Annotated in this window: 22 protein-coding genes and 1 riboswitch; of the genes, 13 read left to right on the top strand and 9 right to left on the bottom strand. The window is 68.0% G+C overall.

What is annotated here, in order from left to right:
• The first annotated feature begins 74 nt into the window (after positions 1-74).
• Entirely contained in the window at positions 75-1,418 is a 1,344-nt protein-coding gene (locus HV681_RS11600; protein WP_175123205.1) for a cytochrome ubiquinol oxidase subunit I, read from the top strand.
• On the top strand, positions 1,415-2,470 hold the full coding sequence (locus HV681_RS11595; RefSeq protein WP_175123204.1) for a cytochrome d ubiquinol oxidase subunit II: 1,056 nt from the start codon (positions 1,415-1,417) through the stop codon (positions 2,468-2,470). Before HV681_RS11600 ends, HV681_RS11595 begins: the two co-directional genes overlap by 4 nt.
• A gap of 65 nt (positions 2,471-2,535) precedes the next feature.
• Here the strand turns inward: HV681_RS11595 and recQ are convergent, their stop codons facing one another.
• Both recQ and HV681_RS11585 read right to left on the bottom strand, forming a co-directional pair.
• Positions 2,536-4,365 carry a DNA helicase RecQ gene (gene recQ / locus HV681_RS11590; protein WP_175123203.1) on the bottom strand — a complete coding sequence of 610 codons (1,830 nt, stop codon included), beginning with the start codon at positions 4,363-4,365 and terminating at the stop codon, positions 2,536-2,538.
• A gap of 92 nt (positions 4,366-4,457) precedes the next feature.
• Positions 4,458-5,795 carry a fimbria/pilus outer membrane usher protein gene (locus HV681_RS11585; RefSeq protein WP_414631973.1) on the bottom strand — a complete coding sequence of 446 codons (1,338 nt, stop codon included), beginning with the start codon at positions 5,793-5,795 and terminating at the stop codon, positions 4,458-4,460.
• A 219-nt stretch (positions 5,796-6,014) separates the two neighbouring features.
• Here HV681_RS11585 and HV681_RS11580 point away from each other — a divergent pair, with 219 nt between their 5' ends.
• The 5 genes from HV681_RS11580 to HV681_RS11560 all read left to right on the top strand — a co-directional run bounded on the left by HV681_RS11580 (position 6,015) and on the right by HV681_RS11560 (position 11,593).
• Positions 6,015-6,716 carry a response regulator gene (locus HV681_RS11580; protein ID WP_008158717.1) on the top strand — a complete coding sequence of 234 codons (702 nt, stop codon included), beginning with the start codon at positions 6,015-6,017 and terminating at the stop codon, positions 6,714-6,716.
• The gene (locus HV681_RS11575) at positions 6,716-8,302 is read left to right on the top strand and encodes a sensor histidine kinase (protein WP_175123202.1); all 1,587 of its coding nucleotides are present in this window, start codon (positions 6,716-6,718) and stop codon (positions 8,300-8,302) included. Before HV681_RS11580 ends, HV681_RS11575 begins: the two co-directional genes overlap by 1 nt.
• Before the next feature lie 114 nt (positions 8,303-8,416).
• Positions 8,417-9,493, top strand: a complete 1,077-nt coding sequence (gene ruvB, locus HV681_RS11570; RefSeq protein ID WP_175123201.1) for a Holliday junction branch migration DNA helicase RuvB — start codon at positions 8,417-8,419, stop codon at positions 9,491-9,493.
• 103 nt (positions 9,494-9,596) lie between these two features.
• Positions 9,597-10,562 carry a threo-3-hydroxy-L-aspartate ammonia-lyase gene (locus HV681_RS11565; RefSeq protein ID WP_175123200.1) on the top strand — a complete coding sequence of 322 codons (966 nt, stop codon included), beginning with the start codon at positions 9,597-9,599 and terminating at the stop codon, positions 10,560-10,562.
• Between the two features lie 104 nt (positions 10,563-10,666).
• Entirely contained in the window at positions 10,667-11,593 is a 927-nt protein-coding gene (locus tag HV681_RS11560) for a complex I NDUFA9 subunit family protein (protein WP_175123199.1), read from the top strand.
• A gap of 9 nt (positions 11,594-11,602) precedes the next feature.
• On the opposite strand, the gene ruvA is transcribed toward HV681_RS11560, so the two are convergent.
• The 6 genes from ruvA to HV681_RS11530 form a co-directional block, all read right to left on the bottom strand.
• Positions 11,603-12,175 carry a Holliday junction branch migration protein RuvA gene (gene ruvA / locus HV681_RS11555; protein ID WP_175123198.1) on the bottom strand — a complete coding sequence of 191 codons (573 nt, stop codon included), beginning with the start codon at positions 12,173-12,175 and terminating at the stop codon, positions 11,603-11,605.
• A 128-nt stretch (positions 12,176-12,303) separates the two neighbouring features.
• Complete coding sequence (ruvC, locus tag HV681_RS11550) at positions 12,304-12,852, bottom strand: crossover junction endodeoxyribonuclease RuvC (protein ID WP_142050713.1); 549 nt, start codon at positions 12,850-12,852, stop codon at positions 12,304-12,306.
• The gene (purH, locus tag HV681_RS11545) at positions 12,852-14,441 is read right to left on the bottom strand and encodes a bifunctional phosphoribosylaminoimidazolecarboxamide formyltransferase/IMP cyclohydrolase (protein WP_175123197.1); all 1,590 of its coding nucleotides are present in this window, start codon (positions 14,439-14,441) and stop codon (positions 12,852-12,854) included. The genes ruvC and purH overlap by 1 nt, the downstream gene beginning before the upstream one ends.
• 101 nt (positions 14,442-14,542) lie before the next feature.
• Positions 14,543-14,782: a helix-turn-helix domain-containing protein gene (locus tag HV681_RS11540; RefSeq protein ID WP_006217670.1), complete on the bottom strand. Its 240-nt coding sequence runs from the start codon at positions 14,780-14,782 to the stop codon at positions 14,543-14,545.
• A gap of 36 nt (positions 14,783-14,818) precedes the next feature.
• Positions 14,819-15,844 (bottom strand): tRNA dihydrouridine synthase DusB, encoded by a 1,026-nt coding sequence (gene dusB / locus HV681_RS11535; protein ID WP_175123358.1) that lies wholly within the window; start codon positions 15,842-15,844, stop codon positions 14,819-14,821.
• Between the two features lie 116 nt (positions 15,845-15,960).
• Positions 15,961-17,142: a UbiH/UbiF/VisC/COQ6 family ubiquinone biosynthesis hydroxylase gene (locus tag HV681_RS11530; RefSeq protein WP_175123196.1), complete on the bottom strand. Its 1,182-nt coding sequence runs from the start codon at positions 17,140-17,142 to the stop codon at positions 15,961-15,963.
• A gap of 78 nt (positions 17,143-17,220) precedes the next feature.
• Between HV681_RS11530 and HV681_RS11525 the strand changes: the two genes are divergently transcribed.
• A complete protein-coding gene (locus HV681_RS11525; RefSeq protein ID WP_175123195.1) occupies positions 17,221-17,685 on the top strand; it encodes an NINE protein in 465 nt (154 codons plus the stop codon).
• Positions 17,686-17,703: 18 nt separating this feature from the next.
• Here the strand turns inward: HV681_RS11525 and HV681_RS11520 are convergent, their stop codons facing one another.
• A complete protein-coding gene (locus tag HV681_RS11520; RefSeq protein ID WP_175123194.1) occupies positions 17,704-19,047 on the bottom strand; it encodes an aminopeptidase P N-terminal domain-containing protein in 1,344 nt (447 codons plus the stop codon).
• 147 nt (positions 19,048-19,194) lie between these two features.
• Positions 19,195-19,386, top strand: a riboswitch (yybP-ykoY riboswitch).
• Between the two features lie 43 nt (positions 19,387-19,429).
• Here HV681_RS11520 and HV681_RS11515 point away from each other — a divergent pair.
• From HV681_RS11515 to HV681_RS11495, 5 genes are all read left to right on the top strand, one after another.
• Positions 19,430-20,434 (top strand): sodium:calcium antiporter, encoded by a 1,005-nt coding sequence (locus HV681_RS11515; protein WP_175123193.1) that lies wholly within the window; start codon positions 19,430-19,432, stop codon positions 20,432-20,434.
• A gap of 438 nt (positions 20,435-20,872) precedes the next feature.
• Positions 20,873-21,205, top strand: coding sequence for a hypothetical protein (locus tag HV681_RS11510; protein ID WP_175123192.1), 333 nt, complete (start codon positions 20,873-20,875; stop codon positions 21,203-21,205).
• A 429-nt stretch (positions 21,206-21,634) separates the two neighbouring features.
• Positions 21,635-24,478 (top strand): magnesium-translocating P-type ATPase, encoded by a 2,844-nt coding sequence (mgtA, locus tag HV681_RS11505; protein WP_175123191.1) that lies wholly within the window; start codon positions 21,635-21,637, stop codon positions 24,476-24,478.
• 51 nt (positions 24,479-24,529) lie between these two features.
• A complete protein-coding gene (locus HV681_RS11500; RefSeq protein ID WP_175123190.1) occupies positions 24,530-25,633 on the top strand; it encodes a porin in 1,104 nt (367 codons plus the stop codon).
• A gap of 108 nt (positions 25,634-25,741) precedes the next feature.
• Positions 25,742-26,614 (top strand): cytochrome c oxidase assembly protein, encoded by an 873-nt coding sequence (locus HV681_RS11495; RefSeq protein ID WP_175123189.1) that lies wholly within the window; start codon positions 25,742-25,744, stop codon positions 26,612-26,614.
• Positions 26,615-26,656 lie beyond the last annotated feature (42 nt).

The raw sequence follows: 26,656 nt of genomic DNA, 5'->3' as shown, positions 1-26,656 counted from the left end.
CATTTTTGCCACGCCTTCAACCGGTTTCGATCGGCCCCCATAGTCATGTAACTGGCTCTACACTACGGGCCATTATGGATATCTCGACCCTATCCCTGGCCCGGGCGCAGTTTGTGGCCAGCCTTAGCTTCCTGGCGCTTTTCCTAGCCGTCTCTCTGGCGCTGGCCTGGGTGCTGCTGTTCTTCAAGATCCGGGCCCGGTGGTCCAGCCACGGTGGCTGGACGGCGGCCTACCGCTTCTGGGTCCGCATCTTTGCGCTGTCCTTCGTGTTGACGCTAGCCGCCAGCGTGCCCGTCCTGATCCAGATCGGCAGCCTGTGGGCGGGCCTGATGGACAAGATCGGCAACGTGGCCGGTCCGCTGCTGGGTTACGGCATCCTGTCCGTCTTCATCCTCAAGTCCTGTTTCCTGGGCGTCATGCTGTTCGGCCAACGCCGCGTGTCCGATGGCGCGCACACGCTGGCCGTCCTGATGGTGGCGGCCGGGCAGCTCGTCGCCGTGTTCTGGGTGCTTGCCCTGCAATCGTGGATGCAGACGCCGGACGGCGCGCTGCTGGTCGACGGCCGCTACCAGGTCTATGACTGGCACAAGGTCGTGCTCAATCCCTCGGTCGGCTGGCGCATGGCCGTGGTGATGGTCGGTGCGGCGCTGGCCGCGTCGTTCCTCATGATGGGCGTGACCGCGCTGCAGTCGTTGCGGCGGCCGCTGGGCGAGGGCGAGCGCAGCGCGTTCAAGACGGCGCTCGTGGTGGCCGTGGTGGCCGCGTTCCTGCAGGTGCCCGTGGCGACCGGCGCGGGTCAGATGATGGCCAAGCTGCAACCGGCCAAGGCCGCTGCCGCGGCGGGCTTCTGGGAAAGCGGCCCCGTGCCGCAACTGGTGCTGTTCGGCTGGCCCGACGCGCGCGGGCACGTCAACGAAGGCGACCTCACGATCAACAACGCCGGGGGCATGTGGCTGCATCGCAATGCGGACGGCACCTACCAGGGCCTGGACAAATATTCGGGCATGCTGCCGCCGGTGGCGCTGACCTTCTGGTCGCTGCGCGTGGCCGTCGGCCTGGGGCTGCTGATGCTGGCCGTGGCGTGCGTGACCTTCCTGTGGACGTTCCGGCGCGGCATGGACCCGTCGGTCCTCCCGCCGTGGTGGCAGCGGGTCCTGTGCGGCATGATGTTCTCCGGCGGCATCGCCGTCGTGGCCGGCTGGTGGGTCTCCATCATCGGGCTGCAGCCTTTTGTCGTGAACGGCACCGTTACGCAATCCGAGGTCCTGGGCTCCGTGCCCTCCAGCACCGTGCTGTACGGGCTGGCCGGCTACGGACTGCTGTACGCGCTGCTGCTGGCCGCGTTCGCCGGCATGCTGTTCCATGCGGCGCGCTACGGCGTCGTGCCTGTGCGCAAGCTGAGCGGAGGTGCGCCATGATCGCCATGCTGGCTGCGTCGCAAGGCCTGAGCCCCGACGATCCTTCGTTCTGGATGCCGCTCGCCTTCATGGCGCTGCTGTTTGTCGTGATTGCCGCGGGCATGGTTCTGGACGGCTTCGACCTCGGCGTGGGCATCCTGCTGCAGATCGCGCCGGAACACGAGCGCGGCCGCATGATGAGCCTGCTCAGCCCGTGGCGCGACGCCAACGAGTTCTGGCTGCTGCTGGGCATGGGGCTGTTTGCGGCGGCGTTCCCGTTCGCCTGGGGCGCCGTGCTGGGCAAACTTTATGGGCCGCTGACGTTCATGGTGCTGGGCGTGGTGCTGCGCAGCGTCGCCTTCGAATTCCGCATCCGCGCCCGCAACGAAATGAAGCCGCGCTGGATCTTCGCATTCTGGATCGGCTCGGTCATCACCGCGTTCGGCCAGGGCACGCTGCTTGGCCGCATCGCCACGGGCTACCAGTCCGACGCGGGTTATGGCTGGTTTGCGATGTTCGTGGGCCTGTGCGCGGTGGCCGCGTACGTGTTGCTGGGCGCGTCGTGGCTCGTCATGCGTGTCGAGGGCGACCTGCAGCGCCGCGCGGCCAACTGGGCGCGCCACGCCATCCGCTGGACCGCCGTGGGCATGGTGTCGATCGCGGTCACGCTGGGCCTGGCCAACGCCGGCATCTTCTACAAGTGGAGCAACATTGCCCACCTGAGCCTTGCGGCGTCGGTGTGGGTGCTGATGCTGGCCGGCTTCGTGGCCGCGGAAATGCTGCTGGCGCGGCTGCCGGGCCGCGCCGACCGCTTCAGCTGGCTGCCTTTTGTGCTGACGGTGGCGCTGTTCCTGCTGATGCTGAGCGGGCTGGCGTACAGCCTGTTCCCGTACCTGATCCTGGACGACATGACGCTGTGGGACGGCGCGGGCGCGCTGGGCTCGATGCGGCTCGTGATGGCGGGCGCCGTCGTGGGGATTCCGGTGGTGCTGGTGTTCAACATCCTGGCGTACCGGTCGGTCTTCGGCAAGGAGCGCCGCCCCGTGCCGCTGCTGCCGCCGCCGTCGTACTAAGCGATTCAAGGCGGGGCGGATTGCCGGGCCGGCATTCCGCCCGGGCTTCTGGCGCTGTCCGGGCGCTACAGCACCGGCCGCGCCACCCGCTGCAGGATTTCTTCGCCGTAGGCTTCCAGCTTGCGGGCCCCCACGCCGTTGATGTGGCTCAGTTCGTCCATGGACTCGGGCTGCGCCAGCGCGATCTCGCGCAGCGTGGCGTCGTGGAAGATCACGTAGGCAGGCACGCCGTGGCTCTTGGCGACTTCGCCGCGCCAGGCGCGCAGTGCCTCGAACACCGGCTGCAGTTCGGCCGGCAGGTCGATCGCCGCCGCCTTGGGCCGTCCGCTGCCCGTCTTGCCGGAACGCGGCTTCTTTTCGGATTCGCGCCGCAGCATGAGCTGGTGCTCGCCCTTGAGCACCGCGCGGCTGCCTTCGGTCAGGGCCAGCGTGCCGAAGCCTTCGTTGTCCACGGTCAGCAGGCCCTGCGCCAACAGCTGGCGCAGCACACCACGCCACGCGGTGTCGGAGAGGTCGGCGCCCACGCCGAACACGCTGAGCGACTCGTGGCCATGCTGCTTGGTGCGGTCGGTGACCTTGCCGCGCAGGATGTCGATAATGTGGCCGGCGCCGTAGCGCTGGCCGCGTTCTTTCCAGAGCCGGTACACGGCTGACAGCACCTTCTGCGCCGCCACCGTGCCGTCCCACGCCTGCGGCGGATCCAGACAGACGTCGCAATTGCCGCAGGCGGTGATCTGCTGCCCAAAGTAAGCCAGCAGCCGCACGCGCCGGCATTCCACCGTTTCGCACAGGCCCAGCATGGCGTCGAGCTGCTGGCCCAGGCGCCGGCGATAGGATTCGTCGCCGGGCGATTCGTCGATCATGCGGCGCTGCTGCACCACGTCTTGCAGGCCATAGGCCAGCCACGCCGTGGCGGGCAGGCCGTCGCGGCCGGCCCGGCCGGTTTCCTGGTAGTAGCCTTCGACGGACTTGGGCAGGTCGATGTGGGCCACGAAGCGCACGTCGGGCTTGTCGATGCCCATGCCGAACGCAATGGTGGCCACCATGACCACGCCGTCCTCGCGCAGGAAGCGCGATTGGTTGGCCGCCCGGATCTGGGGGCTGAGGCCCGCGTGGTACGGCATCGCATCGATGCCCTGATTGCACAGGAATTCGGCCGTTTCTTCGACCCGGGCGCGCGACAGGCAGTACACCACGCCGGATTCGCCTTCGTGCTCGGTGCGGATCATGTCCAGCAACTGCTTGCGCACCTCGTTCTTTTCGACGATGCGGTAGCGGATGTTGGGACGGTCGAAGCTCGAGACGAAATGGCGCGCTTCATCCAGGGACAGGCGCTGCGCGATCTCGGTGCGGGTGACGGCGGTGGCGGTGGCCGTGAGCGCGATGCGCGGCACGTCGGGCCAGCGCTCGTGGAGCATGGACAGGCCCAGGTATTCGGGCCGGAAGTCATGACCCCACTGCGATACGCAGTGCGCTTCGTCGATGGCGAACAGGGCGATGCGGCCGCGGTCCAGCAATTGCAGGCAGCGGTCGGTCAGCAGGCGTTCGGGGGCGACGTAGAGCAGGTCGAGCTCGCCATCCAGAAAAGCCTGTTCAACTTCGCGCGCCACCCGCCAATCCTGCGTGGAATTCAGGAACGCCGCGCGCACGCCCAGTTCGGTCAGCGCGTCGACCTGGTCCTGCATCAGCGCGATCAGGGGCGACACGACGATGCCGGTGCCTTCACGCACCAGCGAGGGGATCTGGTAACAGAGCGACTTGCCGCCGCCCGTGGGCATGAGAACGAGCGCATCGCCGCCGCCGATCACCTGTTCGACAATGGCTTGCTGGTCGCCGCGGAAGGATTCGTAACCGAAAACGCGCTGCAACACGCCGAGGGCGCGCGCGTCAGACATGGGGGTAGGCCGGAAGCATCATGGCAGCGATTTTAAGCCCCAAATCCCGGCCGCCCGTTCCCGAGGGAGATTTTGGCCACGCTATCCGGCACTTACCAGCTGAGCCAGGTGCCGCGCATGAAGGTGTCGACGGGCATGCTCAGGTTGGCGCGCCAGCCGTAGTCGCCCGTCACGATGTCGCGGTCGGCGCCGACGGCCAGCTTGACCTTCGGAGCCACGAACATGCTGTGGGACAGGCCCACGCGCTGCTCGGCCAGGACCGAGCCTTCGCGCAGCCCGGAATACGTGCCGCTCAGCGTACCCCAGCCGGACAGCGGGACGCCCGCCGATACGGTATTGCGCGTCTGGGCCGTGGACGCGACGCCGTCGGAATAGGTGGACAGGTCGCCGTAGCCTGCGCCGATCTGCTCGTTGGTGTAGCCCAGCGTCACCGTGTCGGCCACGTCGATGCTGTAGCCGAAGCGGTAGCGGTAGCCGCTGGCCGCATCGAAGGTGCTTTGCGTGGCGCCGGCCCGGAAGGTGCCGAACTCGCCGGCGTTGTACGTGGTGCCCACGCCGCGCGTGGTCAGGGACGGGGCGCTCTGCATCTGGCCTTCGACCGTCACCACCGGCGTCAGCCCGTAGCGCACGCTGCCGCTGCCGACGGACGCGCCGTAGTCCACGGCCCCGGACTTGGCGGCCGGGTCCATCAGGTTCAGTTTGCCCACCGATGACGAGTAGCCGAAGCTGCCCTCGGGCAACGTGGCGCCGCTGCCGCCCCAGTTGGCGATCTGCAGTCCGCCCACCGGCGCGCCGCTGCCCCACGCGGGCGCATTCGGATTGACGTTGCCCACGGTGAGGGAAGGGCCGACGGTGTTGTTGTAGACCCAGTTGCGGCTGCCGCCATAGCGCAGGCCATCCAGTCCGCCGACGGACGAGAACCAGGGGCGCGAGGGGCGGGAAACCCCGGAAATCACCACCACGGGTATTTTCGGGAGATCGCCGTCTTCCAGTGCAAACGAGTAGTCCGGGGGGGTGTCGACGGCGGAAGCCGGCGTTGCCAGGGGATCGCAGGACAGCGGGACCGTCGGCGCGTTGCCCGTCAGGCCCATGCCGGTGCCGGGGATGAAGCCTTCGGCAGGGTCGTCAGCACCATCGCGCACCGTAGTGTCCATGCCGGGTTCCGTCGCGTGCAGGTCGCACGGCGTCGGGTCGAGCGGCACGGCCCGATCTTCCAGCGACGGGGCGGGGCGCACCGGCAGCGATTGAACCGGCGAGAGCACGCCGATGCCGCGCGCCACGCGCGTAACGTCGCCCGCCGGGGGCGGCGTCCAAGTAAAAGGGGACACGTCGGGCTCGTCACCAAAAGCGGGCGCCAGCGGCCAGGCCAGGCCCGCCGTCAGCGCCGCGTGCAACAGCCCTCTGCGCCAGGGGTTAGCTGTGGCGGCCATGGGGACAGTGTAGGGAGCACCCTGCCGGGCATCTGTAAACGATCTTTAGGAAAGTCCACGAAGGGCGGCAGGCGAAGCGACATTCTAGGGCCAGTTCGGGGGCGAGGGGCCCCCCGTTGCAAAAAGCCCGACACATCATCCGTACATCGTGCAACGGGTATATTTCAGATGATTTCCCGCCCCTTGCGGGCGACGGCGACGCGCCGCACTATGACGCCCATGGACAATTCCCACACCAAGCTGTTGGTCGTCGACGACGATCCGGCGCTGCGCCAATTGCTGGCCGACTACCTGAACCGGCATGGCTACGACACTTTGCTTGCCCCGGACGCGACCGACCTTTCCTCGCGCATTACCCGTTACGCGCCCGATCTGCTGGTGCTCGACCGCATGCTGCCCGGCGGCGACGGCGCCGATGCCTGCCGCCGCCTGCGCGAGCAGGGCGAGGACATTCCCGTCATCCTGCTGACCGCGCGCGACGAAGCCGTGGACCGCATCATCGGCCTGGAGGCCGGCGCCGACGACTACGTCGGCAAGCCTTTCGATCCCCGCGAACTGCTGGCCCGCATCGAGGCCGTGCTGCGCCGCAAGCGCGGCCCGTCCGCGCTCACCAAGGACGCGCCGGTCTCGTTCGGCCCGTTCGTGTTCGATCCGTCCACGCGTCAGCTGTCCCGCGACGGCACCGTCGTCAAGCTGACGGGCGGCGAGATCAACCTGCTTGAAGCCCTGGTGCGCAACGCCGGCAAGCCGCTGTCGCGCGAACGCCTGCTGGCGCTGGCCCGCGACGACGACGCCGGCGAGCGCAACGACCGCGCGATCGACATCGCAATCCTGCGCCTGCGCCGCGTCATCGAAGACGATCCCAAGCAGCCGCGCTGGATTCAGACCGTCTGGGGCATCGGCTACCGGTTCTCGCCCTGATGCGCTTTTCCCCCGGCATTCTGGTGCCCCGCTCGCTGCGGGCACGGCTGATCCTGCTGATCCTGGGATCCGTCCTGCTGACGCAGGCCGCCACGTTGGTGACCGTGTCGTACTTCCGGCACAAGTTCATGGAAGACGTGGCCATCGGCTATATCGTCACCACCATCCGCACGCTACGCGCCGCCGTATCCCAGGTGCCGGCCGAAGACCGCGCCGATTTCGTGCGGGCCGCGTCGCAGAACCAGTGGCGGTTGTGGTCGCGTGTGCTGCCCGCCGAAGCCAAGCTGCAGCGCTTCAACGGCCGCCGTCCGCCACCGCCACGCGCCGCGCCGCGCCCGCCGCCATCGCCGCCGTCCTCCCAGGATGCCCAATTTCACGGACCGCCGCCGCCTCCGCCGCCCGAAGTCCGCGACGACGAGCGCGACACGCACGCCGCCCAGGCCGACGGGCGCGGCGACGCGCAGCGCACCGGCGACGGGGCCCGCGACCGCGAGGAGTCCAACCGCCGCTACAAGCCCGAGCCCGACGACATCCGCCGCGATCTGCGCGTGCTGGTCCAGCAACTCAACGAACGCCTGAACGATGGCACGCGCGTGGCGTTGTCGCGCGGCCCCACGCCGGAAATCTTCATTTCGCTGGCGCCCAACCCTGCCACCGAAGACGCCCCGCGGCTGCGCGAGTGGCTGGTCATTCCGCTGGAACGGCTGGACCCGCCCGTGGCCACGCCCTTCATCGCCGCCTGGCTTGGCGGTCTGGGCCTGCTGCTGCTCCTGGCCGTGGGTTTTTCGTGGCACATCACGCGGCCGATCACGCGCCTTGCCGATGCCGCGGACCAGTTGGCCGCCGGCCAGCCGCAGCGCGTGGAGCCCTCGGGGCCGCATGAAACCCGCGTGCTGGGCGAACGCTTCAACGCCATGCTGGATGCGTTGTCCGAGTCCGACTCGGTGCGGCGCACCCTGCTTTCCGGTCTGCCGCATGACTTGAAGGGGCCGCTGTCGCGCATGTGGCTGCGCGTTGAAATGGCCGACGATTCCACGCTGAAGGAAGGCCTGCGCACCGACCTGCGCGACATGCAGCACATGGTGGATCAGTTCATCGGCTTCGTGCGCGGCACCGATCCGGCGGCCTACCGCTATGCGCCCATCGTGCTGGCCGAATGGCTGACCGAGCGCGTGGGCGCCTGGCAGGGCGCCGGCACCGCCATCGGCCTGGACACCGCCCAGGATGCCAGCGGGGCGGTGGTGCAGGCCGACGCCGTGGCGTTGGGCCGTCTGCTGGACAACCTGATCGGCAACGCGCTGAACCACGGCGCGCCGCCGGTGGACATCGCGCTGCGCCGTGAAGAAGGGCACGCGGTGCTGGACGTGGCCGACCATGGACCGGGCATCGTGCCCGAACGCCGCCTGGAGGCGTTGCGGCCGTTCAGCCGGCTGGACGACGCGCGCACCCGCACGGGCAGCGTGGGCCTGGGCCTGGCCCTGGCCGAGGCCATCGCGCGGGCGCACGGCGGATCGCTCGAACTGCGCGAGGCCGAATCCGGCGGGCTGTGCGTGCGCGTGCGTCTGCCGCTGTCCCAGGCTGCCTGACCGCAGGCCGCCTGACCGCAGGCCGCCTGATCGACGTGTCCTCGGGGCGGCCCCGGGGCGGGCCGGGCTACGGTACGATTCATCCTGCTTCGTCCTTTGCCCGTACCCCGCACCATGGCCATCCAGTCCGATTCGCTTTCCTCCCGTCCCGACGCCCCTCGCATCGTGGCGCCGCAGCCGGTGTCGCCCAACGAGGAGTCGATCGAACGCGCGTTGCGGCCCAAGGCGTTACAGGAGTACGTCGGGCAGCAGCGCGCCCGCGAACAGCTCGAGATCTTCATCGCCGCGGCCAAAAAGCGCGGCGAGGCCCTGGATCACGTCCTGCTCTTCGGCCCGCCGGGCCTGGGCAAGACCACGCTCGCGCACATCATCGCCCACGAAATGGGCGTGCAGTTGCGCCAGACTTCAGGCCCGGTCCTTGAACGCCCGGGCGACCTGGCCGCGCTGCTGACCAACCTGGAAAAGAACGACGTCCTCTTCATCGACGAAATCCATCGCCTGTCGCCCGTCGTCGAGGAAATCCTCTACCCGGCGCTGGAAGACTTCCAGATCGACATCCTGATCGGCGAAGGCCCGGCCGCGCGCAGCGTGAAGCTGGATCTGCAGCCCTTCACGCTGGTAGGCGCCACGACGCGCGCCGGCATGCTGACCAATCCGCTGCGCGACCGCTTCGGCATCGTCTCGCGGCTCGAGTTCTACAACGCTGCCGATCTCGGCCACATCGTGACGCGCAGCGCTGGCTTGTTGAACGCCGTCATCACGCCGGACGGCGCAGCCGAGGTGGCGCGGCGCGCGCGCGGCACGCCGCGTATCGCCAACCGTCTGCTGCGCCGGGTGCGCGACTACGCCGAGGTCAAGGCGGGCGGCACGATCGACGCCGACGTCGCGGGCCGCGCGCTCGCCATGCTGGAAGTCGATCCGCAAGGGCTGGACCTGATGGACAGGAAGCTGCTCGAAGCCATCGTCCACAAGTTCGATGGCGGCCCGGTCGGCGTGGACAGCCTGGCCGCTGCCATCGGCGAAGAGCGCGACACGATCGAGGACGTCATCGAGCCGTACCTCATCCAGCACGGCTACCTGCAGCGTACGCCGCGCGGGCGCACCGCCACGCTGACCACGTGGCGCCACCTGGGCCTGGCGCCGCCTGCGGGCACAGCTACCGGCGGCTCCGGCGACCTCTTCGGCAAATAATCCGCGCCACGCGCCGTCATGCCAACGGGCGGCGCGCAAACCGCGCGACGGGTTTATGATCCGAGGGTTTCGTTTCCCCCTCGCGATCTAAGGACCTTATTCCATGCAGCCCGAATTGCCCTCCTATGATGACGTCGTGCGCGCCAGCGAGCGCCTGGCCGGCAACGCACACCGCACGCCCGTCCTGACCTCGGCCACCGCCGATGCCATCGCCGGCGCGTCGCTGTTCTTCAAGTGCGAGAACTTCCAGCGCATGGGCGCGTTCAAGTTCCGGGGCGGCTACAACGCCATCGCGCGCCTCACGCCCGAGCAGCGTGCCGCCGGCGTGGTGACGTTCTCGTCGGGCAATCACGCGCAGGCCATCGCGCTGGCCTCGAAGCTGCAAGGCGTTCAGGCCACGATCATCATGCCGCTGGACGCGCCCGCGGCCAAGCGCGCGGCCACGGAAGGCTACGGCGGCAAGATCGTCACGTACGACCGCTACACCGAAGACCGCGAGACCATCGCCCGCCGCATCCAGGCCGAAACCGGCGCTACGCTGATCCCGCCATACGACCACGAGGACGTGATCGCGGGGCAGGGCACCGCCGCCAAGGAGCTGTTCGAGGAAGTCGGCGAACTGGACTACCTGTTCGTGTGCCTGGGCGGCGGCGGCCTGCTGTCGGGCTCGGCCCTGTCCGCGTTCGCGCTCAGCCCGCGCTGCCTGGTGTACGGCGTGGAGCCCGAAGCCGGCAACGACGGGCAGCAGTCCTTGCGCAAGGGTGAAATTGTCCGAATCCCCGCGCCCAAGACGCTGGCCGATGGCGCCGCCACCACGCACCTGGGCAACATCACGTTCCCCCTCATCCAGAAGTACGTGCGCGACATCGTCACGGTGACGGATGAGCAGCTCGTCACGACCATGAAGTTCTTTGCCGAGCGCATGAAGATGGTCGTGGAACCCACGGGCTGCCTGGCCGCGGCGGCCGTCATGCAGAACGTGGTGCCGGTGCGCGGGGCCCGGGTCGGCGTCATCATCAGCGGCGGCAACGTCGACCTTCCGGCCTACGCCCGGCTGCTGGCGGGCTGACGCGCATCAAGCGGCGCGCGCGGCGTGCGCCCTGCGCGCGCTTGCGCCTGCCGACCTGGCAAGGCAGAATCGAACCTCGATCCTGACGAACCGGAGGCTACGCCATGCGTATCCTTGTCATTGGCGGCACGGGCTTCATCGGCCGCCACTTGGTAGCACGGCTTTGCGCGGACCCGCATCAGATCGTCGTGCCCACGCGGCTCATTGCACGCGGACGCGACCTGCAATTACTTCCCACCGTCACGCTGCTTCAGGCGGACATCCATGATGACGCCGCGCTCGACGGCATGGTCCGGGGCTGCGATGCCGTCGTGAATCTGGTGGGCATCCTGCATGGCAATCTGGGCCGGCCATATGGGTCGGACTTCGCGCGGGCCCACGTGCATCTGCCGCAGCGCATTGCGCAGGCCTGCGTGCGCCACGGCGTGCGTCGCCTGTTGCACGTCAGCGCGCTGGGCGCCGATTCCAGCGGCGACAGCATGTACCAGCGCTCCAAGGGCGACGGCGAGGCCGCCATCAAGGCGGCCTACCAAGACCGCGGCGATATCGGCTGGACCATCTTCCGCCCGTCGGTGCTTTTCGGCCCCGACGACAACTTCACCAATATGTTCGCGTCGCTGGCGCGCTGGCTGCCGGTATTGCCGCTGGCTGGCGCCAACGCGCGCATGCAGCCCATCTATGTGGGCGACGTGGTGACCGCCATGACGACGGCGCTGGCCGACTCGCATACCTGCGGCAAGACCTACGAACTGGGTGGACCGCAGGTCTACACGCTGGGCGAGATCGCGCGGCTATGCGCCGCCTGGAGCGGCCATCCGCGACCCGTAATCAGCATCCCGATGGGGGTGGGTCGCATGCAGGCCCGGCTGTTCGAATGCATGCCGGGCACGCCGCTGATGTCGCGCGACAATCTGGATTCCCTGCGCCGCGACAACGTCTGCGGCGGGCCGATCGCCCCGGAGCTGCATGTGGTGCCCACGGGGCTGGAAGCCGTGGCGCCGCGCTACCTGCAGCACGGCAAGACGGCCTAGCGCGATTACTCAGCGCACCAGCGCCTTCAGCGCCTGCTTGATGCCGTCGGACACGCCCACGCCCTCGGGCAGCGTCTTCAGGGCCGACAGCGATTCCTTCTCGGAGTAGCCCAGCGCCAGCAGGGCATTCAGGATGTCGGATTGGTTGTCGTGCGTGACGTGCGCCGTCGCGCCGATGTCCGCGCCCAGCTTGCCGCGCATCTCCAGCAGCAGGCGTTCCGCGGTCTTCTTGCCGATGCCCGGCACGCGGGTCAGGCGGCCCGACTCCTGCAGCGTGATGGCCTGCGCCAGATCCGCGACCGACAAACCCGACAGCACCGACAGCGCGGTTCGCGCCCCGATCCCGCTGACCTTGATGAGCTCGCGGAACGCGCTGCGCTCGCCGGCCGAGGCAAAGCCATACAGGATGTGCGCGTCTTCGCGCACGGTCAGGTGCGTGTAGAGCGTGACGCGCGCGCCCGTGTCGGGCAGCGAATACAGCGTGCTCATGGGCACGTCGATGTCGTACCCGATTCCGCCCACGTCCACGCAGATCGTGGGAGGCAGTTTTTCGATCAGGGTTCCGGTGATTCTTCCGATCATGGTGAGAGGCCTGGCAATGGTGGAGCCGCGCAATGCGCGGCAGATGCGGGGATTCTATACGTGCGGGCGCACGAGCGGGCGGGGCCGCGCAGGCGTGATGTGACGCAGCGAAAAAGGGAAAACGGGGATCAGCCGATCAGCCGGCCGTTGCGGATGCGGGTCTTGCCGCCCATGCGCAGCGCGCTGCCCAGGCGTTCCAGCTTGTCCTGCAGCGGACCCACGTGCGCGTGGCAGATCGCGCAGGCCAGCGCGTCGGCCGAGTCGGGGGCGGGCACGCCGTCCAGCGCCAAGAGATGCTGCACCATCATCTGCACCTGCTCTTTCGCCGCGCGGCCGGTGCCGACCACGGCTTTCTTGATCTGCAGGGCGGTGTATTCGTGCACGTCGAGCGAACTGTCGGCCAGCGCGCACAGCGCCGCGCCGCGCGCCTGCCCGAGCAGCAGGGTGGAAGCGGGATTGGTGTTCAGGAAGACGATTTCCAGCGCGGCCACGTCGGGTTGCGTGTCGCGGGCCACCTGGCGCAGATTGTCCAGGATGACCTTCAGGCGTTCGGACAGCGTCAGCGCCGGCGGGACCACGATGGTCCCGCTGGCCACGTAACGCAGCCGCGAGCCTTCGGCATCGATCACACCGAAGCCGGTGCGGCGCAGGCCGGGATCGATGCCGAGGACGCGCATCAGTGGCGGAAGTGGCGGGTGCCGGTCAGCACCATGGCGATGCCGTGCTCGTCGGCGGCGGCGATGACTTCGTCATCGCGCACGCTGCCGCCCGGCTGGATCACGCAGGTCGCGCCCGCCGCCACCACGACGTCCAGGCCGTCGCGGAACGGGAAGAACGCGTCGGACGCCACGGCCGAGCCCTTCAGGGTCAGGCCGGCGTTTTCCGCCTTGATCGAGGCGATGCGGGCCGAGTCGATGCGGCTCATCTGGCCGGCGCCCACGCCCAGGGTCATGCCGCCGCCCACGAACACGATGGCGTTGGACTTGACGTACTTGGCGACCTTCCAGGCGAACGACAGGTCGTTCATTTCCTGTTCGGTGGGCTGGCGCTTGGTGACGACCTTCAGGGCGTCGCGCGGCACGTTGTAGGCGTCCGGCGTCTGCACCAGCCAGCCGCCGCCCACGCGCTTGATGTCGAAGGCGTTCTGGCCCGTGCCCATCGGCACTTCCAGCACGCGCACGTTCTTCTTGGCGGCCAGGATGGCCAGCGCGGCGCCGTCGTAGGCCGGGGCCAGCAGCACTTCCAGGAATTGCGCGCTGACGGCTTCGGCGGTCGCGGCGTCAACCGGGCGGTTGAAGGCGATGATGCCGCCAAAGGCCGACGTCGGGTCGGTCTTGAAGGCTTGCTGGTACGCGCCCAGCGTGTCGCTGGCCACGGCCACGCCGCACGGATTGGCGTGCTTGACGATGACGCAAGCGGGCGCCTCGAAGCTGCGCGCGCATTCCCACGCCGCGTCGGCGTCGGCGATGTTGTTGTAGGACAGTTCCTTGCCCTGCAGCTGGCGGTAGTTGCCCAGCAGGCCCGCCGGACGCTGCGCGTCGACGTAGAAGGCGGCGCTTTGATGCGGGTTTTCGCCGTAGCGCAGGGCTTGTTCCTGCTTGACCTGCAGCGTCAGCGTGCCGGGCCATTCGTTGCGGGCGGGCACGGCTTCCTGCACGGGTTCGGCTTCGGTCAGGCTGGTCAGGTAGGCGGCGATGGCGCCGTCATACGAGGCCGTGTGGGCGTAGACCTTGGCGGCCAGCGCCAGGCGCAGGCCGTAGGAGGTCGAGCCGCCCTTGTCCATTTCGGCCAGGACACGCGAGTAGTCGACCGGGTCGATCACGACCGTCACGCCGCCGGCTTCGGTGCCGTGGTTCTTGGCGGCAGCGCGCAGCATGGCGGGGCCGCCGATGTCGATGTTCTCGACGGCGTCGGCAAACGTGCAGTCGGGCTTGGCGACCGTCTCGCGGAACGGATACAGGTTGACCACCAGCATGTCGATGCGATCGATGCCAGCCGCCTTGATCGTGTCCATGTGCTCGGCGCTGTCGCGGCGGGCCAGCAGGCCGCCGTGGATCTTCGGGTGCAGCGTCTTCACGCGGCCGTCCAGGATCTCGGGCGAGCCGGTGTGGGCGGCCACTTCGGTGACGGTCAGGCCGGAATCGGCAAGCAGCTTGGCGGTGCCGCCGGTCGACAGCAGGCGCACGCCACGCGCGGCCAGGGCGCGGGCAAATTCAACGATGCCGGTCTTGTCGGACACCGAAAGCAGGGCGGTTTCGATTTTCATGATGGGACGGAGTGGGGCGGGGACGCCTTTCTCGTTCTGGTCGGATGGGAAATCTGGAGGGGGCGGCGGCGCCAAGCATGCGCCGCCCGCGCGGGGGAAAGCTAAACCTGGATATTGTGCGCCAGCAACTTCTTGCGCAGGGTGTTGCGGGTGATGCCCAGCATCTCGGACGCCCGGGACTGGTTGCCGCCCGACCGCTCCAACGCTACTTCAAGCACCGGGCGCTCCACGCAGCGCATGACCATGTCCCACATATCGTGGGGCTCGGACTCGCCCAAGTCTTCGAAATAGCGCTCCAGGCTGGCGCGCACGCATTCTTCCAGGACATCTTTCTTGCTCATTTGAGTACAGATATTTTTATGTTGGTGTTTAGGCGGTCATGCCGCCAATAGGGCTTCTGCGGCCGGCGCCGGGGTAGGAGCGCCGTCGCGTGATAGCGTGTCGAACCAGTCCGCCACCGCCCGCCATTGGTCGCGGGTGTTGTCGATCAGGTTCATGCCGGCGCAGAACGAATCCGCGCCCGGCAGGCCGTCCACATACCAGCCGATGTGCTTGCGCGCGGTGCGTACGCCGGTGTGCTCGCCATAGAAACGGTAGTGGTCGTCGAGATGTTCGAGCAGCAGCTCGCGCATTTCCCTAAAAGAGGGAGGGGCCAGTGTTTCGCCCGTGCGCAGGTAGTGGTCGATTTCGCGGAAGATCCACGGACGGCCCTGGGCCGCCCGGCCAATCATGACCGCATCGGCGCCAGTGTAATCCAGGACATGCCGGGCTTTGGCGGGCGAGTCGATATCTCCGTTCGCAATCACGGGGATGCCGATTTCGGCCTTGACGGCGCGGATGGTGTCATATTCCGCCTCGCCCGTATAGAGGTCGGCCCGCGTGCGGCCGTGCAGCGTGAGGGCGGCAATGCCGGCGTTTTCGGCCAGCTTCGCGACGCGCAAAGCATTGCGGCTGTTGCGATCCCACCCGGTGCGGGTCTTCAGGGTGACGGGCACGCCAAGTGGCGCGCAGGCGGCGACCACCGCGTCCAGGATGCGGACGATCAGGTCTTCATGGCGCAACAGTGCCGAGCCCGACGCCACGTTGCACACCTTCTTGACCGGACATCCCATGTTGATGTCGATGATCCGGGCGCCCTTGTTGGCGTTGAAGGCGGCGGCCTCGGCCATCATGGCGGGGGCCGCCCCGGCGATCTGCACCGAAATGGGGGCGATCTCGCCATCGTGGTTCAGGCGGCGCGAGGTCTTGACGCTGTCCCAGAGTTTCGGGTTGCTGGCGGCCATCTCGGACACCGCGTAACCCGCCCCCAGCTTCTTGCAAAGCTGGCGGAAAGGACGATCCGTCACGCCCGCCATGGGCGCGACAAGAACGTTGTTGGGAAGGGTCCACTGGCCTATGCGCATGCTCACATTTTAACCGGCTCGATCGAACCCCCATTTTTGGGGCGCGAGGGCCTGGTAACAAACAGGGAATAAAAGAGGGCGATCCCGCCCCTATGCGGGGCCGGATCGAAGGGAGGTCAGGCGCGGAATCCCTGGAGCAGGTGCTGCGCGAGCGGGGCGCGCAGCGGGGAGGCAAGGTCCATCCCCAAGAGCGCGGCGCCGCAGGCGTGTTCGACGGGCGCGAGGCCGGTGGCGAAGATGCGCGGCATGAAATCGGTGAGCCCGGCGGTGATGAAACGATCCAGATGGCGCGCGCTGGCGAATTCGGCGAGCGCGGGGCCGGGGTTTGAGCCGGCGTTGGCAGCGCGACTCGCCAGCCAGCCCGCCAGGGTCTGCGCCAGCCGCGCGGCGTCGCGCAGGCCCAGGTTCAGACCCTGCCCCGCCACCGGGTGCAAGGTCTGGGCCGCGTTGCCGATGGCCGCCACGCGGCCGTGCACCTGTGCGCGGCGGGCGGACAGCGCCAGCGGGAAAACGTGGCGGGGCGCATGGCTGGACAGGCGGCCCAGGCGTTCGCCGAAGGCCTGCGTCAGTGCGTGGGAAAACGCGGCGTTGTCCAGCGCCGCCAATTCGGCCGCGCGGTCCGGCGCGCTGCACCAGACGACCGAATAGGCTTCCGGCGTCTGCGGGTGCGGCAGCAGCGCCAGCGGGCCCTCGGACGTGAACCGTTCCCAGGCCCAGCCGCGCCGGGGCAGGGTGGCCTGCGCGGTGGTCAGCACGGCGTGCTGGTCGTAGTCGCGCCGCACGTCCGAGGCGCCGGCGCCGTCGGATTGCACCGCAACGCCGCAAAGGATTTCTGTTTCGCCCTGCTGGATACGCACGCCGTCGGCATCCTGCAGGCCAATCTGCGCCGGCGGACCGGCCAGCACGGTGACGCCGGACGCCGCGACGCATTCGTCCAGCTTGGCGTACAGCCCGGAATAGGCCACCACGCTGCCCAGCTGGGGCACGTTGAAATCGGTGTGCTGGATCAGCGTGCGGCCCAACCGGCCGCGCTGCGACACATGGATGTTGCGGATGTCGGCCGAGCGTTCGGGCCAGGCATGCAGCGACTCCAGTAGCACCCGGCTGCCGTGGTTCATGGCGAGCACGCGCGGATCTGCGGCCGGGATGGCCGCGGCCGGTGTGACGGGGACCGGCGCGCTGCCCGCGAGCAGGGCGATGCGCGCCGGATCGGGCGCCACGCGCGCCAGCATCAGGGCCAATACCCGGCCCACGGGGCCGGCGCCAAGAATCGCAATGTCGTAGGCGGAGGAAGTCATGCCCGGATTTTACTCGTCCACTACAATCGCGGCAGCCGCCGCAGCCCGGCGCCACGGCTCCCTTACCGGTTGATTGACATGACGCAGGCTCAGGCTTCCTCTTCGCTTTCCGCCGTATCCGCCCGCCGCCCCCGCAGCAAGGTCGTGGTGGGGCTGCTGGCCTGCCTGCTTGGCGCCTTCGGGGCGCATTGGTGGTATCTGGGCCGGCGCCACGCGTGGCTGGTCACCGCGTTCGCCGCCGTGTGCCTGTTCTGCGCATTCCGCTTCTACCCGGTCTGGTACGACAACCCCGCGTTCTTCCTGCTCTTCATCCCGATGATCGACGGCTTCATCGAAAGCGCCGTCTACTCGCTGATGCCGGACGAGAAATTCGATCGGCTCTGCAATCCGGGCTTGGGCAAGGTGTCGTCGACAGGGTGGGGCCCGGTGCTGGTGGCGATCCTGGCCTGCCTGGTCGGCGCCATCGTCACCATGTTCGCCATCGCCATGGTCGTGGTCTACGTGTGGGTGGCCATGGGCTGGCTCGACGGCTACGTGCTGTAAGTCGCTTGCCCCGCCGCGCTATTCGCGCATCAGCGCCTCGATCTCGGTGGCCTGCACCGGGACGCCTCGGGTAATCAGTTCGCAGCCCTCGTCCGTGACCAGCGCGTCGTCCTCGGTGCGGATGCCGATATTCCAGTAGACCTCGGGCACGTCGTCCGCCGGGCGCACATAGATGCCCGGCTCGATCGTCAGCATCATCCCGGTTTCCAGCGTGCGCCACGGCCGCTCCGCGCCGGTTGCCGTGCCCGGCTGGCGGTAGTCGCCCACGTCGTGGACGTCCAGCCCCAGCCAGTGGCCCGTCCGGTGCATGTAGAAGCGGCTATAGTCGCCTGATTCCAGCACGCCGTCCAGCGACCCCTTCAACAGTTTCAGATCGAGCATGCCTTGCGCCAGGACGCGCAGGGCGGCCTCGTGCGCGTCGTTGAAGGTGCGGCCCGGCGCCGTGGCCTGGGCCGCAGCATCCTGCGCCGCCACCGTCAGGTCGTACAGCGCGCGCTGCGGGCCGCTGTAGCGGCCGTTCGCCGGAAATGTGCGCGTGATGTCGCTGGCGTAGCTGTCGACCTCGCAGCCCGCATCGACCAGCACCAGATCGCCGTCGCGCAGCACCGCCTCGCCGGCCGGATAGTGCAGCACACAGGCGTTGGCCCCGGCGGCGACGATGCTGTTGTACGCCACCGACTGCGCGCCATGCCGGCGGAATTCATAGAGCAGCTCGGCTTCGATTTCGTATTCGCGCATGCCCGGCCGCGCAACGCGCATGGCCCGCGCGTGCGCGCCCGCCGATATCTTGGCCGCGCGCCGCATCGCCGCGATCTCCGAGGCGTCCTTGATCAGCCGCATGTCGGCCAACAGCGGACGCACGTCCTGCTGCCGCGTCGGTGGCGTGTGCCCGCCGCGGCTCTTTTCCTGGGCCGCGGCCAGCCAGCGGCGCAGGCGGCCATCCGTGCGCTTGTCGCCGGCCAGCGGCGCGTACAGCGTGGGGTGGTCCAGCATCAGCGCGGGCACCAGCTCGTCCAGCGCGTCGATGGGGTGGGCGTCGTCAAAGCCGAAGTAGGCCGCGGCAGCCTCGGGGCCGAAACGCTTGCCTTCCCAGAGTTCATGCTCGACATGGCGCGGCCGGCAGAACAGCACGGCCCGGTCCGTGGCGCCGGCAACCAGGACCAGCCACGCGTCCGGTTCGGTAAAGCCGGTCAGGTAAAAAAAGTCGCTGTCGTGCCGGTAGGGGTACTCCGCGTCACGGTTGCGGATGGCTTCCTGCGCCGTCGCCAGGATCGCGATGCCGCCACCGTCTGCGCGCATGCGCTCCATCAGGCGCTGGCGCCGCGCGGCGAAAGGGGCGATGTCGTCGGGAGGCAGGCTCATGGCGGGCGGGTCGGGGCGGGCACCCCGGCAAGGGCGAAAGATGGGGCCTACTTTACCCGCCATCCCGCGAATGCAACACCCCGGCGCGCGAATCCGCGAGGGCGGTGCGGTGATGACTGGACGGCGCGCGAACCGCTGCTACAATCGCCGCTCTGTCATTGGGGAGTAGCCATCCTTTTCCCCTAAAGGAGTCAGCGTCAACAGACTTGGTGGTTCAGTGCTGCGGAGCAGCCGCTAGAACCCCATGGCGCTGACGGCACCCACGTCCGGCTTGCCGCCGCGTGGATCAGCCAGGCGAGACCTTTGGCCGCGTAGCGTTCACCCTTGGCCGGGCGAGCCGCTGCGTCGCGCCAATGGTATCTGCTCGTCCGGCCGCATTCCCATGTTGCTCACCCTGTTTCTGTTCTTCCTGTCCGCGGCAGTGATCTACGTCGCGTGCGAGTTCTTCGTCAACGGCGTCGAATGGGTCGGTCACCGCTTCCAGTTGGGCGCGACCGCCACCGGCACCGTGCTGGCGGCCTTCGGCACCGCGCTGCCGGAAAGCGCCGTCACCTTCATGGCCGTTGTCTTCGGCGATACCCCAGAACAAAAGGACATCGGCGTCGGCGCCGCAATGGGCGGTCCTCTCGTGCTGGCCACGCTGGCCTACGCCGTAGTCGGCCTGGCCCTGTGGCGCGCGCGCCGCGGCCAACCCGCGCAGGCAGACTGTATCAACGCGGACCAGCGCCGGCTGGCCCGCGACCAGGCCTGGTTCATGGGCATCTTCATCTTCAAGGTGGGCCTGGGGCTGCTGGCCTTCGCCTGGAAGCCGTGGCTGGGCTTCGTGTTTCTGGCCACCTACGCGCTCTACATCAAGCGCGAGCTGAGCAACGACGAGGAATGCCTGGACTGCGAGGACCTCGAGCCGCTCAAGCTGCGACCCCGCGACGAGAACCCGACCATGTTCTGGGCCGCCACGCAGACCATCATGGCGCTGGTGGTGATCGCCGGCGCCTCGCACGTCTTCGTGAACCAGATTGAACTGCTCGGCATTGCGATGGGCGCGTCGCCGCACGTGGCCGCGCTGCTGCTGGCGCCGGTGGCTACCGAATTGCCGGAAATCATGAACGCGCTGATCTGGGTGCGCCAGGGCAAGGAGCGTCTGGCGCTCGCCAACATCTCGGGCGCCATGATGATCCAGGCCACCATCCCCAGCGCGCTCGGCATCTTCATGACGCCGTGGGTGCTGGATGCGCCCCTGCTGGCCGCAGGTCTCTTCACCATGGTGTCCATCGGCCTGTTGTGGATGCGCTTCCGCCGCGCGGCCATGAGCGTGCCGGCGCTGTCGGCGGTGGGCGGACTGTATGCGCTGTTCGCCGGCTATCTGGGCTGGCACTTCTACGCCTGAGCGCAGTTGCCGGGCAGGCCTCTCCGTGCCTGTCCGGCTTTGCTTCATTTGTGTGTCAAAAGTGCGTCAGACCCTTGTCCATCAGTACAAACCCGCGTAAACTCGCCGTGTTTTCCATCCCAGGAGTTGTCTTCGTGAATACCGATTCCGGCGAAAGTTGTCGATCTTGCATCGACGTCGCTGTCTGACAGGATCCACGCAGAACTCCGTCTGCCGCATCCTGTCATTCAGGTTGCGGTGTATCCCAAGCGCCAGGCATCAGCCCGGCCCATAGTGCAGGCCTACGGTCTGCCGGGACTCCCCCCGACATAAACCGCCAGAACCGCCGCTAGTCGCAGCGCCAGCGTTCGTGCACGTTCGTCGTGCCCGCCGCAAGGGCGTTGTCCGGCTGCGCTCGTGTTCGCGATCACGCTCCGCCTTCTTGTCATGGAGGTCGTTATGCGTTTCTTCGACTTGTTCCTGCGCCGCGCTGGCGTGGACCGTGCCACCGCCCTGGGCCGCCGTCGCGGCACGTCCCGGCTGACGGTGATCTGTCCTCGCGGTGAGCTCGGCGCCCTGCGCAAGCAGATCTGCCTGGACTTCAGCGCCGCCGGCCTGGATGTCGCGCAAGTGCAGATCGATCAAGGCCAGGAGCCGGATCTCGCATCGGCTTGCATCACCGTCAATTGCCCCCCGGAGCTGCGGGCGGAACTGATGACGCAAGCGCGCCGTCTGAGCGCCAACCCTGCTGTCCGTCACGTGCATTTCGGCGCGCAGGCCGCATTGGCCTGATCGCGCCTTTTCTTTCAACCCAGGAGAAATCATGCCCAGCGCCTTAGACCCAGAGCCTCGATTGCGCCCTGTGCGCGGCTCCGGCATGCCTATCTGACCCGTCATCTCCCTGCGAGCCGACTGGCCGGATAGACATCCCGGTCCGTACGGAACCCGCAGCCTGGAATCCCCGGCCCAGCACGCGCCCTGCGCGCCCCGGCGCCCGGTCCTGATTCCACCGCCCGCTCCCTTTCCGTTTTCCGCACCCGGCGCGCCATAGACGCGATCCGGACACCGGCAACATTGCTCCGGCGCCTGCGCACGCCCGTCAGTGGCGGTCTCACGGCATTTCCTCGGAAACGCCGCGGCCCGCTGCTGCCCGCGCGCGGCCGCCGCCGGCAGGGTAGTCCGTGTCTCCCGCAACAACTTTAATAAATGCGGAGCACTCCCATGTTTGCTTTCCTGAAGTCCTTTTTTTCTTCCGCTGCGCGTCTGCGCCGCACCGGCCGGCACTTTCGCCGCGCCCCCATTCTCGAGCAAGGCGGGGATCAGGCCGCGGCTTCGTCCGAAGCCGCGCGCCGCGCCAGCCAGCGTATGGTCGAGACGTCCCGGCTCGGTTTCGATTCGCTGTTCGAGCGGTTCGGCAGCGGCTGGGGCGGCCTGTCCGACGCCCAGGCGCTGGCCGCGCGCGAACGCCACGGCGCCAACGAGGTCGACCACGAAAAGCCGCTGTCCTGGCCAGCGCACCTGTGGCTGTCGTACCGCAATCCGTTCAATCTGCTGCTGACCGCGCTGGCCGTGCTGTCGTGGCTGACCGACGTGCGCATGGCCGCGCCCGAGGAACAGTCCTGGACGGCGGTTGCGATCATCGGCTCGATGGTGGTGATCTCGACGGTGCTGCGCTTCGTGCAGGAGCAGCGCTCCAACCGCGCCGCCGAAGCCCTGAAGGCAATGGTGCGCAACACCGCGACGGTGCTGCGCAGCGATGCCGGCCCGCCGGCCGCCGGGTCGCCGGCCGCCGGAGCGCCAGCTTCGGGATCGCCGGACGCGGGCAATGGCCGGCGCTTCTTCGGCGCCGCCCTGCATGCCACCGGCTCGCACCAGTGCGAAGTGCCGCTGGCCGACCTGGTGCCCGGCGACGTGGTGCTGCTGTCCGCGGGCGACATGGTCCCCGCCGATTGCCGCATCCTCAACGCCAAGGACCTTTTCGTTGCGCAGGCCGCGCTGACGGGCGAATCGCTGCCCGTCGAAAAGCACATGTCCCCGCGTGAGCAATCGGCCAATGCCCTCGAGCTCGAAAACATCGCCTTCATGGGCACCAACGTGGTCAGCGGAGCGGGCAGCGCGCTGGTGGTGGCCACCGGCTCGGACACGTACTTCGGCCAGTTGGCAGGCCGCGTCACGCAGACCTCGCGCGCGCCCACGCAGTTCCAGCAGGGCATCAACCGCGTGAGCTGGATCCTGATCCGCTTCATGCTCGTCATGGCGCCGGTGGTGATGTTGATCAACGGCTTCACCAAGGGCGACTGGCTCGAAGCGCTGCTGTTCGCGCTGGCCATCGCGGTGGGACTGACGCCCGAAATGCTGCCCATGATCGTCACCGCGACGCTCGCCAAGGGCGCCGTGCGCATGTCGCGCCGCAAGGTCGTGGTCAAGCGCCTGGATGCGATTCAGAACCTGGGCGCCATGAACGTGCTGTGCACCGACAAGACCGGCACGCTGACGCAGGATCGCATCGTGCTCGAGCGCCATACCGACGTGTATGGCGCGGCCAGCGACGACGTGCTGGCGTACGCGTATCTGAACAGCTACTACCAGACGGGCCTGAAGAACCTGCTGGACGTGGCGGTGCTGGAGCATGCCGAGGTCGCGCGCAGCCTGGATCTGGCGGGCCGTTACCGCAAGATCGACGAGATCCCGTTCGACTTCTCGCGCCGCCGCATGTCCGTTGTGGTGAACGAGACCGAGAACGGCCGCGACCACCACGAACTGATCTGCAAGGGGGCGCTCGAGGAAATGCTCTCGGCCTGCACGCGGCTGCGCGTGGGCAACGAGGTGCATCCGCTGACCGACGCCCGCCGCGCCGATATCCGCCGCGTGACCGCCGGTCTGAACCGAGACGGTCTTCGCGTCATTGCAGTGGGCGTGAAGGAACTGCCGCCCACGCAGCAGGCTTACGGCGTCGCGGACGAATCCGATCTCGTGCTGGTCGGGTACATCGCGTTTCTGGATCCACCCAAGGAGTCGACGGGACCCGCGCTGGCCGCGCTGAAGGACTCGGGCATCGAGGTCAAGGTGCTGACCGGCGACGTTGAACTGGTCACGCGCAAGGTCTGCCGCGAAGTGGGACTGGACGTGCGCAAGGTGTACCTGGGCGCCGAGATCGAGGCGATGGACGACGAGGAGCTTGCCGCCGCCGTGCGCGAGGCCAACGTGTTCGCCCGCCTGTCGCCCATCCACAAGGAACGCATCGTGCGCGGCCTGCGCGCGCAGGGCAACACGGTGGGGTTCATGGGGGATGGCATCAATGACGCGCCGGCGCTGCGGGCGGCGGACGTGGGCATTTCGGTGGATTCGGCGGTGGATATCTCGAAAGAGGCTGCGGACATCATCCTGCTGGAAAAGAGCCTGATGGTGCTGGAGGACGGCGTGATCGAAGGCCGCAAGACCTTCTGCAACATGCTCAAGTACCTGAAGATGACGGCCAGCTCGAACTTCGGCAACGTGTTTTCAGTGCTGGTCGCAAGCGCCTTCCTGCCGTTTCTGCCGATGCTGCCGATCCACCTGCTGCTGCAGAACCTGATGTACGACATTTCGCAGACGGCGATCCCGTTCGACAACGTCGACGAAGAACTGCTGAAGCAGCCGCAGCGCTGGGACCCGGACGGCCTGGGCCGCTTCATGGTGTTCTTCGGCCCGATCAGCTCGATCTTCGATATCGCCACCTATGCCGTCATGTGGTACGTGTTCCAGGCCAATGCGCCCGAGCACCAGACGCTCTTTCAGTCCGGCTGGTTTGTCGAAGGCCTGTTGTCGCAGACGCTGATCGTGCATATGATCCGCACGCGCCGGATTCCCTTCCTGCAAAGCCGCGCCTCGTGGCCGCTGATGGGTATGACGCTGATGGTGATCGCGCTGGGCCTTGTGCTGCCGTTCTCGCCGTTGGCGGAATACTTCCAGCTGCAGGCGCTGCCCTGGAGCTATTTCCCCTGGCTCGTCGGCATCCTGCTCGGGTATTGCGTGCTGACGCAGGCGCTGAAGGGTTTCTGGGTGCGCCGCTACGGCTGGCAGTAGGCTGATGCAACCGGCGGCGGGCTCAACCCGCCGCCAACGCAAGGAAAGATCATGAGAATTGCATTGTGCGCCGCCTTGTCGGCGGCCGGCCTGATTCCGCCCTGTACCGCGCTGGCCGCGGATGCCGGGGCCGGACTGCAACTATATGGCGTGGTGGACGCGGGCGTTGCCGTGACCCGGGTGTCGGGGCAGGGCAGTCACAGCGGCCTGCTGAACGGCGGGCTGACCGACTCGCTCTGGGGGCTGCAGGGGACGGAAGACCTTGGCGGCGGTTGGGCCGCCAACTTTCAACTGGAAAGCGGCTTTGACCCGTCCAGCGGCACCGCGGCCGACGGCAGCCGCCTCTTCAACTATGGCGCCTGGGTCGGCCTGGCCCATGCGGACTATGGCGACTTGCGGTTCGGCCGCCAGTACACCGTTGGTCAGACCTACGGCGACGCGCTGGAGATCGCCTCCTGGAAAGACATGGGCATGGGCGCCACCTTCAAGGCGTCCGACAACTACCAGTTCAGCAACATGGTGAACTGGTATTCGCCGCAGTGGCGCGGGTTCCAGGCCGGGGTCGGATACGCCTTCGACGCGGATGGGCAGGACAACTTCCGCACCAACCAGAACACTCGGGCAATCAGTGTGGGCCTGAAGTATGAGGACGGCCCGCTGCTGGCCGTGGCGACTTGGGAACAACTGCGCCTGGCCGACCCGCCCGCGGCGGCCGAGGGGCGTCCGCAGGCGATGCAGCTGGGCGCCTCGTACGACTTTGAGGTGGCCAAGGTGTCGGTGGCCTGGTCGCGCCAGCGCAACGGTTACGTGGGACTGGACGGCGGCGACCCGGATGGCCTGGGCGTCGGGCTGGGCCCGGCGGCCTTCGTGCAGGGCGGCACGGTCGATGCCTGGCTGGTCGGGGTCAGCGTGCCTGCCGGGCCGGGTGCGGTGCTGGTGCAATGGTCCCTGGCCAAACCCGACTGGCGTTGGGGCAATGGCATGACGGCGCGCAATGCGCAGGTCGCGACGCTGGGCTATACCTACGACCTGTCCCCACGCACGACTCTCTACGCCTTCGCCGGCTACGCGTCGAACTACACGCTGGACAACCAGTTCGACCCCGGAAACGCCCACACCACGCGCATCGGCACGGGCGTGTCGCACCGCTTCTGACGCATGCCGCCCCCGGCGGCGCCCGGCAGCGGACAACGGCGGGGTCTACTACAATCGCCTGAGATCGGCGCCCGGCGCGCCGGTCCTTGTCTTCGCGTCGTTTCTCGGATGGCCCGCATGGATAGTCTCGAATGGCTCGTACCCTGGGAGTTCTCTCCCACGCTGGTGGCTTCCTTCCTGGTGGCCATCGTGCTGTTCGTACGCGGCCAGCGGGTCCACCACGTCACGCGTGCGCGCAGCATTCTGTTCTGGACGGGGATGGTCCTGCTGTACCTGTCGCTGCACACCCGCCTCGACTATTACGCCGAGCGCATGTTCTTCATCCATCGCATCCAGCATCTGGTCCTGCATCATCTGGGACCGCTGCTCGTCATGGCGGCCTTCCCCGGACAGGTGATGCGGGCGGGCCTGCCGATGCGGTGGCGCGTGCGGCTGCGCGACTTCCTGCGCACGGGTACGGGCCGCGCCACGGTGGCCGTGCTGACCAACAAGATTTTCGTGCCGGCCCTCTTCGTGTTCCTCGTGCTGGTCTGGCTGATCCCGTCGGTGCAGTTTTATTCGATGCTGGATTGGCGCCTGTACCGGCTCATGAACTGGTCGGTGGTGATCAGCGGCTTCATGTACTGGAACCTGATTCTGGACCGTCGTCCAGCGCCCCCGGCGGCCATGTCGCCGGGCGGTCGGGTGATCTCGCCCGTGGCGACCATGCTGCCGCAGATGGTCGCGGGCGCCGTCATCGCCTTCACGGAAAGCGACATCTACCCGCTCTTCGAGCTGTGCGGCCGGGCCATCGCCATGTCGGCGCAGACCGATCAGACGATCGGCGGGCTGACGATGTGGATCCCCGCCGCGCTGGTGGAAGTGATCGGCCTGATGGTGGCATTGGGAACGCTGATGCGTCTTTCCGCCAAGGGGCGGCTGCGCAAGGCGGATCGCGATGCGCGCGCGCGCGCCAAGTCCGGCGCGGCGCTATCGTCGTAAGCCCGGCCGGGAATGCCGCGCTGATTGGCGCATTCCCGTCAG

The sequence above is a fragment of the Achromobacter animicus genome (assembly GCF_902859585.1).
Taxonomy (GTDB): domain Bacteria; phylum Pseudomonadota; class Gammaproteobacteria; order Burkholderiales; family Burkholderiaceae_B; genus Achromobacter; species Achromobacter animicus.
The sequence above is the reverse complement of the archived record's forward strand: the minus strand, read 5'-3'. Positions and strand labels throughout refer to the sequence as shown.

Excerpts from the sequence above, each read along its gene's own strand:
- ruvC (WP_142050713.1), bottom strand. The coding sequence starts at position 12,852 with ATGCGCGTCCTCGGCATCGATCCCGGCCTGCGCCGCACCGGCTTCGGT.
- ruvA (WP_175123198.1), bottom strand. The coding sequence starts at position 12,175 with ATGATCGGAAGAATCACCGGAACCCTGATCGAAAAACTGCCTCCCACG.
- HV681_RS11580 (WP_008158717.1), top strand. The coding sequence starts at position 6,015 with ATGGACAATTCCCACACCAAGCTGTTGGTCGTCGACGACGATCCGGCG.
- HV681_RS11560 (WP_175123199.1), top strand. The coding sequence starts at position 10,667 with ATGCGTATCCTTGTCATTGGCGGCACGGGCTTCATCGGCCGCCACTTG.
- HV681_RS11600 (WP_175123205.1), top strand. The coding sequence starts at position 75 with ATGGATATCTCGACCCTATCCCTGGCCCGGGCGCAGTTTGTGGCCAGC.
- purH (WP_175123197.1), bottom strand. The coding sequence starts at position 14,441 with ATGAAAATCGAAACCGCCCTGCTTTCGGTGTCCGACAAGACCGGCATC.
- HV681_RS11525 (WP_175123195.1), top strand. The coding sequence starts at position 17,221 with ATGACGCAGGCTCAGGCTTCCTCTTCGCTTTCCGCCGTATCCGCCCGC.
- dusB (WP_175123358.1), bottom strand. The coding sequence starts at position 15,844 with ATGCGCATAGGCCAGTGGACCCTTCCCAACAACGTTCTTGTCGCGCCC.
- HV681_RS11500 (WP_175123190.1), top strand. The coding sequence starts at position 24,530 with ATGAGAATTGCATTGTGCGCCGCCTTGTCGGCGGCCGGCCTGATTCCG.
- ruvB (WP_175123201.1), top strand. The coding sequence starts at position 8,417 with ATGGCCATCCAGTCCGATTCGCTTTCCTCCCGTCCCGACGCCCCTCGC.
- HV681_RS11495 (WP_175123189.1), top strand. The coding sequence starts at position 25,742 with ATGGCCCGCATGGATAGTCTCGAATGGCTCGTACCCTGGGAGTTCTCT.
- HV681_RS11565 (WP_175123200.1), top strand. The coding sequence starts at position 9,597 with ATGCAGCCCGAATTGCCCTCCTATGATGACGTCGTGCGCGCCAGCGAG.
- HV681_RS11515 (WP_175123193.1), top strand. The coding sequence starts at position 19,430 with ATGTTGCTCACCCTGTTTCTGTTCTTCCTGTCCGCGGCAGTGATCTAC.
- recQ (WP_175123203.1), bottom strand. The coding sequence starts at position 4,365 with ATGTCTGACGCGCGCGCCCTCGGCGTGTTGCAGCGCGTTTTCGGTTAC.
- HV681_RS11520 (WP_175123194.1), bottom strand. The coding sequence starts at position 19,047 with ATGAGCCTGCCTCCCGACGACATCGCCCCTTTCGCCGCGCGGCGCCAG.
- HV681_RS11595 (WP_175123204.1), top strand. The coding sequence starts at position 1,415 with ATGATCGCCATGCTGGCTGCGTCGCAAGGCCTGAGCCCCGACGATCCT.
- HV681_RS11510 (WP_175123192.1), top strand. The coding sequence starts at position 20,873 with ATGCGTTTCTTCGACTTGTTCCTGCGCCGCGCTGGCGTGGACCGTGCC.
- HV681_RS11575 (WP_175123202.1), top strand. The coding sequence starts at position 6,716 with ATGCGCTTTTCCCCCGGCATTCTGGTGCCCCGCTCGCTGCGGGCACGG.
- mgtA (WP_175123191.1), top strand. The coding sequence starts at position 21,635 with ATGTTTGCTTTCCTGAAGTCCTTTTTTTCTTCCGCTGCGCGTCTGCGC.
- HV681_RS11585 (WP_414631973.1), bottom strand. The coding sequence starts at position 5,795 with ATGGCCGCCACAGCTAACCCCTGGCGCAGAGGGCTGTTGCACGCGGCG.
- HV681_RS11540 (WP_006217670.1), bottom strand. The coding sequence starts at position 14,782 with ATGAGCAAGAAAGATGTCCTGGAAGAATGCGTGCGCGCCAGCCTGGAG.
- HV681_RS11530 (WP_175123196.1), bottom strand. The coding sequence starts at position 17,142 with ATGACTTCCTCCGCCTACGACATTGCGATTCTTGGCGCCGGCCCCGTG.